Raw genomic sequence first — 208 nt, forward strand, 5'->3', positions numbered from 1 at the left:
AACGACCTGCTGATGGGCGGCGATGATCGTGACTATCTTTACGGAGATAACGGAGATGACGTGCTACAAGGAGGCGAAGGAAACGACCTGCTCGATGGTGGATACGGCAACGATACTTTAGACGGTGGCAGCGGTGCAGACAGCATGAGCGGCGGATATGGAAATGATATCTATCATGTGGACAATATAAATGATACTGTCACCGAGC

1 pseudogene is annotated in these 208 nt (G+C 50.5%); it reads left to right on the forward strand.

Going from position 1 to position 208, the window contains the following annotated elements:
- Window positions 1-208 (forward strand): annotated as a pseudogene (locus HMPREF2726_RS06365) (calcium-binding protein); the annotation flags it as partial.

Origin of the sequence: Neisseria sp. HMSC074B07, from assembly GCF_001810355.1 — a bacterium.
Taxonomy (GTDB): Bacteria; Pseudomonadota; Gammaproteobacteria; order Burkholderiales; family Neisseriaceae; genus Neisseria.